Here is a 6,956-nt window from a genome sequence, read left to right on the forward strand (position 1 = left end):
TTCCGGAGATGCAACAAAGCTTGAGCTCCCTGCAATCCGAGTTGGAGAAGATGATCGCCGCGATTCCCACCGAATGGCCCGCCACAGGCAGGGTAACATCCGGCGTCGGCGATCGCGTCTCGCCGTTGACCGGCAGGATCGAGTTTCATTCCGGCATCGACATCCCCAATCCCATTGGGACGCCGGTGTACGCTGCGGGAAACGCCACGGTAGAGACTACAGGGGAAATGAACGGCAACGGCCGCACCGTCGTCTTGAACCACGGGCAAGGAATCACTACGCAGTACCTGCACCTATCGAAAATTCACGTCAAACAGGGACAGCAGGTGCGCAAAGGACAGCAGATCGCCGAGGTCGGCAACACCGGACATAGCACCAGCCCGCATCTCCATTACGAGGTGCGCGTGAACGGCGTCCCGATCGACCCGCGGCGGGGGCTTCTTAAATAGGCGGCTTCAGCTTTAAGCCCGCCCGCCTCTAGTGTGGTGGAACTAAAGTTCGCAAAATAAATGCGCGGCCTCCCCGCCGTCATACCGCGAAAGCGGGTATCCGGAAGCTTTTGATTCTCTGGATCCCGGGTCGCGCTAGCTATCGCCAGCTTGCCCGGAATGACGCCTGAATTATTCAATGGTCTTTGGTTCCAGGACGCTAATGCACTGTAACAGACGCTTCGGCAACAGATGGCTTCCTCGCACTTCGACGAGCTCAGTGCGAACGGACTAGGAAAACGCCGTTCGTGGTGAGCTTGTCGAACCAGAACGGCGTAGCCAAATTAAGTGATACAGTCCACTAGCGTTCCGCTATGTTTTAAGTTGTTTCTTGTAAACCGCGGCCATCCGGCTTTGGATGCCGGCTTTGGCGAGGGCTTCTTCGAACATGCGCCTGACCGCCGGGTCTTCGTCCTCGTATTCGATCTGGTCGCCGCCCAGCTTGATGTCCTTGAGCGGCCTGTCGTCTCCTTCTCCCATCGTGCCGAAAAACTTTTTGCCGCCCCAGCGGAGCGCCAAATATCGGGCCGGCTCACTGCCGGCGTTGAAATGCTGGTGAAACCACCGGTCGGGCGGGACGACGAGGCTTCCCGGGCCCCAGTCGAATCTCTGCATGGGTTCGCCCTCGCGCCACATCAGCGAATATCCGCGGCCGCTCAAAACCAGCACGTGCGCGCCCGGCCCGTGGCGGTGCGCCTTCTTGTAAGTGCCGACGGGAAACTGGGAGATATGGGCGCACATCGTGTTGTTCGAAAGCTCGAAGTGAGAGAGCTGTCCGCCGGCGCCCCGCTCGCTCCGGTCCAACAGTTGAAAGCTCCGCGCATCGGCGACGAAGTTGGTTTCCCACACGATGCCGGGAAGCCAGCGCCCCTGGCCGCTGAAGTAGTCCTCGCTGGAGTCGAAGCGATCTTGGAAGACATAGGCGCAGCCGAAGATGAAATCGATGTTGTGGATGAGATTGATCATGATCGGCGCGCTGGTCACGCCGAGAAAGCGCGCCGGCTCGCTGCCGCTGCCGTTGAAATGCTGGTGCCAGGCGTTGAACGGCGGCGAAAAAAGCGCGCCCTCCTGCCATTCGAAGCTCCGCTTGGGACCGCCCTCCTGCCACACCGTGGTCGCGCCGCGGCCTTTGACCACGTAGATCAGCTCCTCGAAAAAATGTTTCTGCGGCTTTAAGCTCGCGCCCGGCGGAATCTCGCAGATATAGGCGTCGTCCGTCTCACCCGTGCCCTCGAGGCAGATACGCGCCGCCTGCCCGCCGATGCGCTCCCAACGGCCCAAAGGGACCGTTTTGACATCGGCAATGAAGAATCCCTGGATCAGCGGAATGCCTTCCGCTTCCACCCACTTGATGTAAGAGCTGCGCCGGTCCGTAATGGGTTGTCGCGCAATGTCTTCTCCACTCATCGTGCTTTTGTCCTTTGCCTATTAACTTTTTACCCTTCGACTTCGCTCAGGGCATGCTTTTGCCTTTTCACTTTCCTTTCCTAATGAGAATCTCCTCTATGAGCTGGTTCGTCTTGTCCCTGAGCTTGAACCCCTCCTCCGGCGATATCACCACGAGCGGAACGCCCTTCTCCTCCAAATTCGACACGTCTTCGTAAAGCGATTTCACGCCGCGGCGAACGGGAATTCTACCTGTGGCCGCTATGAGCTTGCTCCCCTCCTCGCTCAAGATGAAATCCATGAAGAGCGCGGCGGCGTGCGGGTGCTGCGAAGTGGCGGCCGGGCCCCAGAGCTGGGCGGATGCGGCCGGCGTCGGCCGGGCGAATATCAGCTCGATGGGACATTTTTTCTCGTGCTTCATCTGCGCCACGCGGTACGCGTAAAGCTCGACCGCGGCCTTGGTCTCTCCGGCGCACAGCAGTTGGGTCTGCAGCGAATGGCCGCGCCGCACGAAGACGCCGTTGGATACGAGCCCGCGCATGTACGCGCGCGTCTTCTCCTCCCCCCAGCTCAACAGCCAACCCATGACGGCGCGCGACGGCTCGGTGTCGATCGTCAGCTCCGCTTTCCACCTGGGCTGAAGAAGATCGGGATAGTCTTTCGGCGCCTCGGCGGCTTTGACGAGCTTGCTATTATAGGAGATGACCGTCGGAATAAGGTTGGTCGAAGTGTAATATCCTTGCTTGTCCTTGAAGTGGTCGGCGTAGGCTTTTCTCTCGGGAGATTCGTAGGGCGCGAGGATTCCCTCCTTCTGGACCACGACCAGATCGTCGAACGAGATGCCGACCACGTCGGCGTCGAGTTTCTTCGCGCGGTGCTCCAGTAGAACGCGCTCGGTCACCCTGCCGCCGCCCCCGCGCCAGTACTCGACCTTGACGAACGGATATTTCTTTACATAGGCGCCGCGATACTGCTCGAGCAGATCGATCGTTTCGCTGGAGTAAAAACTGAGCGCGCTCTCGCGCTTCGCGCCTTCGGCGAGCCTGGCAGCCCGCTCCGCTGGAGGGAGCTTGTTTATTTTGGCAAGGGCCTCCCTCCCGCTCTGCGCCCGTAGGACAGAGACCGGAAGGAAAAAGAAAAGCAGGAGAAAAGCCGCTCCCGTCTTCGTGTATCGTTTGTCTCGCATCATTTGACCGCTCCCTGAGGACAGAGATAACCGCCGCGGCATTGGATGCCCATCTCTCTCTGCACCTCTCTTAAAAGCGTCGCGTCGGCGACATCCGATATTTTTACTTTTTCCGGGTCCACATTGGTGCGCGCCGCGCTGTACTGGATGTGCAACCGGATGCCTCTTTCGGTGAAGCCGCCCGGATCGTCCGGGCTCAGGAAGCCGATCGACTGCCGGATCGCCTCGCGCGCGACTTCGGGATTCAGCTTCAGCTCTTTCGCCGCCACCTGGGCGGCTTCATCGGGATTCTGCCGGATAAAGAGCAGAGAGCGCACGTGGGCGCGGAGCCACTTTTTTACGATCTCGGGATTTTTTTTGAGAAACTGGTCGTTTGCCGCAAAACCGGAGAACGGCACCGGGTATACCTCGGATGAGTTGGCGATGATCCGGTAGCCTTTGCGCACCAGCTCCGCGGCGATGTCGAGATTGTTCGCCGAGCCGGCGATTTGACCGGTGTCCATGCCGATGACGCGCGCCTTGGCGTCGCCGATGGGGAGGAGCTTGACGTCGCGCTCCGGATCGAGTCCGAGTTTTTTAAGAATCAGCCGCGTCGCCTGGTCCTGCGAGCCGCCGGGGCTGGCGATCGCGACGACCTTGCCTTTGAGGTCCTCCGGCTTCTGGATTTCCGGCCGCACCGTGAATTGCAGGATCGAAGTGTTGTAGGTGAAGTAGATCGCCTTCAGCGGCGCGCCCATGATCGACGCGGTCATGGCGGAGCCGTGAACGGCGAACTGGATTTCTCCCGTGACCAGCGCCGGCACCGAGACGTTGGCGCGCATGACGATGATCTTCATATCCAGCCCTTCCTTCTCTAAAAAACCTTTCGCGCGGGCCAAATAGGAAGGAAGGTAGCCGAAGTCGGGCGAGGAAATGCCCTCCATCACGGGGATCAACTTGGCTTTGTCCTGAGCCGGAGCGTCCCGTTGGAGCAGGCCGAAAATTAGAACAAAGGACAAACCGACTGCCGCAACCGTCTTAGAGTTCATTCTACCCTCCGTAAATCGAGGCGGTTTCGAGCTGCTCAAAGCGCGTCCCCATGTCCACGCCGAGAACCTCGAAAAGATTCGGCGTCGCCGCGATGAAGCGCGCCGGGTTTTTTTTGTCGCTGTTGAAAAACTGATATTCCAGCGGCCGCGACAGAACCGGCAGGCCGACGCAATCTCCCTTCGTCCACGAGTGCTTCTTGCCGTCCACCACGACGTAGCCCTTGCCTTCCAGCATGTAATGAACGATTCCTCCCGGCGACTGCTGTTTCCCGGAATGGCCGCCGGGCTCGATTTCCTGCATGTAAACGACGAGGCTGCGAATGACGGTGTCGTTCTTGGCCGGGTGGATGTACCAGCGCGTCTTTCCCTGACGGTTGATCTCCCACGGCAGCTCGTCGCCGCGGACGATCTTTATTCCCTCTTCGGCTTGCTTGCGATAACGGTCTCTAAGTTCGAACAGCGCCTCTAATAAATTTTCTTGGGTCATTTTTACCTCACGGTCCGCTCGCAAATTATGCTTCGACACTTCGACCAGCTCAGTGCAGGCTCCCTCGACTCGCCTTTAGTCCCGAGCTCGTCGAGGGATCAGCATGAACGGAAAATATTCTTTTCATCGCTGATGCGTTCGCCCTGAGCCTGTCGAAGGGTGAACGCCGGGTTTTTCAGCGGCCGGCCTGGTGCGCCACACTCTTCTCCCAGCTTCCCTTCCAATCCGGCGAATTTTCGATCTGCACGATCTCGTACCCCAGGTGGGCGCGGTACGTGTTCGTGATCAACGCCAGCCAGCGCGCTGGCTTGTTCGGATCGGCGTTGAAATGCTGATGAGCGACGCCGCCCGGCTTGATCGGCAGCAGAATGAGATCGCCGGCCTTCCAATCGTGACGCTGGTTATCGACGATGGTGTAACCTTCGCCCTCCAGAACAAATATCGCCAGGCCGCCCTGATGCCGATGCTTGCCCGAGTGGCGCGTGATGACGTGCTCGAACGCCTGCATGGTTTGCAGCGCGGTGTCCGTTTTGTAGGGCATGAAATAGTAGCGGACCTTGGCGTTTCGGTTCTGCATCCAGGGCGTGTCCTTGGCGCGGACGACGATCTTCCCGGTCTCCGCCCGGTGGTTCATTCTTTCCAACTCTTTGATCAGGCGCGGATACCAGGTATCCTTCGCCTGCAACTCCCGCTTTACTTTCTTTCTGACTTTCTTTCGCCCGCTCGCTCTCATAACTCCTCCGTGATAGTTATCTACGTTCGAAATACGTGTTTTTCCATCGCACCTATCAGCTCCCTCTCCCGCTTGCGGGAGAGGGCAGGGGTGAGGGTCCGAAGCACACACGACGAACTCAACACCCTCACCGCTGATCCTCTCCCTCCAAAGGAGGGCGAGGAAGCTACCTCAAGCAGTACAGCGCACGATGAACGCCAAAACATCTTCGCGCTAAGATTATCTGCCGCATCCATATCCTCCTTCGCAGCGGATCCCCAGCTCTTGCTGCGCCTCCCTCAACAGACGAACGTCGGCGATGTCGCTCACTTTCACTTCGTCGTCCTTCCGGCCGGCGTTCTTTGCGTTGTCAGCGATCCACGCGCGCATCCCGGCGTCCGTAAATCCGCCGGGGTCCTTGACGCTGATCGCGCCGACGATGGCGCGCGCCGCCGAAAGCGCCGCTTTGGCTTCGAGGGCCAGCGTTTTCTCGGCGACCTGCGCCGCCGCCTGCGGTTGATCGCGTGTCAGCACGATCGCCTTGAGAGTCGCGCGGAGAAATTTTTTCAGCGTGTCCGGACTCGCGGCGAGAAAGCGATCGCTTGCGGCAAAGCCGGAGAACGGCGTCTTTTGCAGATCGCCGAAAGAGGCGAGCAGCTTCAGCCCTTCGATCTGGCCTTCGGCGATGGCGGCGCCGTCCGGATTGAGCAGAGTCGCGTGAACCAGTCCCTTCGCCATGCCCAGGATGCGCTGCGACTCCGGTCCCATGGGAACAAGCGTGTAATCCTTGTCCGCCAACCCGTTGGCCTTGAGAATTTGCCGCGTGGCAAAATCCACGGCGCTACCGTAGCTCAGAATCGCGATATTTTTACCCTGCAAATCTTTGATCGAACGGATTTCCGGTCGCGCTACAAAAACCATCGTCGGGCGGTCGTAATAAAAGACCACCGCCTTCACCGGCGTGCCGGTCATCGCCGCGCGCATCGCGGTGTCGGCGGGCGCGAGATGGACTTCACCCGAAAGAAGCCCGGCGATACTCGGCCCTGTCCCCATCACGGGCGTGCTCACTTCCAAACCCTCGGAGCGATAGAACCCCTTCTCCTGCGCGACGAATACCGGCAGAAAACCGAAGCTCTTGGTCGGAAGAGCCTGCACGATTTTGATTTCTGAATAAGTCGTTCCGCCGGATAGAAAAACTAAAATGCCGAAGGCGAGAGCCTTGAGGCAAGAGGCGAAAGGCGTGAGGCTTGAGCCCTGAGGCGCTTCTGCCCTACTGCCTACTGGCTTTTGCCTCCTGCCTGCTTTCACTTGATCACCCTGTCCGCCCGCGCGAGCACGCTAGCCGGAATCGTCACGCCGATTTGTTTGGCCGTCTTCAAGTTGATGACAAGCTCGATCTTATCGACTCCCTCCACCGGTATGTCCTTGGGTTTAACGCCAGCAAGAATGCGCTGGACGTACTTCGCTGACAGGCGGCCAACTTCGTGTAAGCTCACGCTGTAGGTGGCGAGGCCTCCCTTGATGACAAAACTTGTTTGGTCGAATATAGTCGGTAACCTCTTGACCCTTGCCGTGTCGATGATCAGTTGAGCCTGGTTAGCCGCGATCACGTCCGACACCGCGAGGTAGGCATCCACCTCCCCGGCCCTAAGCGCTCGCATGCCCGCCT

General features: G+C 59.2%; 8 protein-coding genes. 1 reads left to right on the forward strand and 7 read right to left on the reverse strand.

Annotated features, from left to right (window positions below):
* A partial coding sequence (locus tag VGL70_07260; GenBank protein HEY3303317.1) for a M23 family metallopeptidase occupies positions 1-449 on the forward strand: 449 nt, incomplete at its 5' end.
* A 351-nt stretch (positions 450-800) separates the two neighbouring features.
* Here VGL70_07260 and VGL70_07265 read toward each other — a convergent pair.
* The 7 genes from VGL70_07265 to VGL70_07295 form a co-directional block, all read right to left on the reverse strand.
* Entirely contained in the window at positions 801-1,895 is a 1,095-nt protein-coding gene (locus VGL70_07265; protein HEY3303318.1) for a cupin domain-containing protein, read from the reverse strand.
* Between the two features lie 67 nt (positions 1,896-1,962).
* The gene (locus tag VGL70_07270) at positions 1,963-3,063 is read right to left on the reverse strand and encodes an extracellular solute-binding protein (protein ID HEY3303319.1); all 1,101 of its coding nucleotides are present in this window, start codon (positions 3,061-3,063) and stop codon (positions 1,963-1,965) included.
* Positions 3,060-4,088, reverse strand: coding sequence for an ABC transporter substrate-binding protein (locus VGL70_07275; protein HEY3303320.1), 1,029 nt, complete (start codon positions 4,086-4,088; stop codon positions 3,060-3,062). Before VGL70_07275 ends, VGL70_07270 begins: the two co-directional genes overlap by 4 nt.
* A gap of 1 nt (position 4,089) precedes the next feature.
* Entirely contained in the window at positions 4,090-4,575 is a 486-nt protein-coding gene (locus tag VGL70_07280) for a cupin domain-containing protein (protein HEY3303321.1), read from the reverse strand.
* Positions 4,576-4,750: 175 nt separating this feature from the next.
* Positions 4,751-5,308 (reverse strand): cupin domain-containing protein, encoded by a 558-nt coding sequence (locus VGL70_07285; GenBank protein ID HEY3303322.1) that lies wholly within the window; start codon positions 5,306-5,308, stop codon positions 4,751-4,753.
* Positions 5,309-5,527: 219 nt separating this feature from the next.
* On the reverse strand, positions 5,528-6,442 hold the full coding sequence (locus tag VGL70_07290; GenBank protein HEY3303323.1) for an ABC transporter substrate-binding protein: 915 nt from the start codon (positions 6,440-6,442) through the stop codon (positions 5,528-5,530).
* A 149-nt stretch (positions 6,443-6,591) separates the two neighbouring features.
* Positions 6,592-6,956 (reverse strand): ABC transporter substrate binding protein (locus VGL70_07295; protein HEY3303324.1); only part of this gene is annotated, 365 nt, incomplete at its 5' end.

The organism is Candidatus Binatia bacterium, from assembly GCA_036504975.1.
Classification (GTDB): domain Bacteria; phylum Desulfobacterota; class Binatia; order UBA9968; family UBA9968; genus JAJPJQ01.

Coding starts and splice junctions, on each gene's coding strand:
- VGL70_07280 (HEY3303321.1), bottom strand. CDS start 4,575: ATGACCCAAGAAAATTTATTAGAGGCGCTGTTCGAACTTAGAGACCGT.
- VGL70_07275 (HEY3303320.1), bottom strand. CDS start 4,088: ATGAACTCTAAGACGGTTGCGGCAGTCGGTTTGTCCTTTGTTCTAATT.
- VGL70_07270 (HEY3303319.1), bottom strand. CDS start 3,063: ATGATGCGAGACAAACGATACACGAAGACGGGAGCGGCTTTTCTCCTG.
- VGL70_07265 (HEY3303318.1), bottom strand. CDS start 1,895: ATGAGTGGAGAAGACATTGCGCGACAACCCATTACGGACCGGCGCAGC.
- VGL70_07285 (HEY3303322.1), bottom strand. CDS start 5,308: ATGAGAGCGAGCGGGCGAAAGAAAGTCAGAAAGAAAGTAAAGCGGGAG.